At 76.3% G+C, this 219-nt stretch carries 1 pseudogene; it reads right to left on the minus strand.

The features are described from left to right. Positions 1-57: 57 nt before the first annotated feature. Positions 58-219, minus strand: a pseudogene (locus tag G3I40_RS47530) (septum formation initiator); the annotation flags it as partial.

The raw sequence follows: 219 nt of genomic DNA on the forward strand, positions 1-219 counted from the left end.
GCCCCTCCGGCGCTTGAGGAGCGGGGTCCGGGGCGGCGCCCCGTGGCCCGGGCCCCTTCACTGATCCGCCTCGGAAGCGGCCCCCGCCTCGCCCGTGACGCTCCACCCCGGGTTCACCCCCGGGAAGAACAGCGGGACGTCCACCCTGACCGTGGCCTTCATGACCGTGCCGTCGTCCGCGCAGGAGATCGCCGCGCCCTGCCAGGCCGACGGGAGGTG

This window comes from Streptomyces sp. SID14478 (genome assembly GCF_010548525.1).
Lineage (GTDB): Bacteria > Actinomycetota > Actinomycetes > Streptomycetales > Streptomycetaceae > Streptomyces.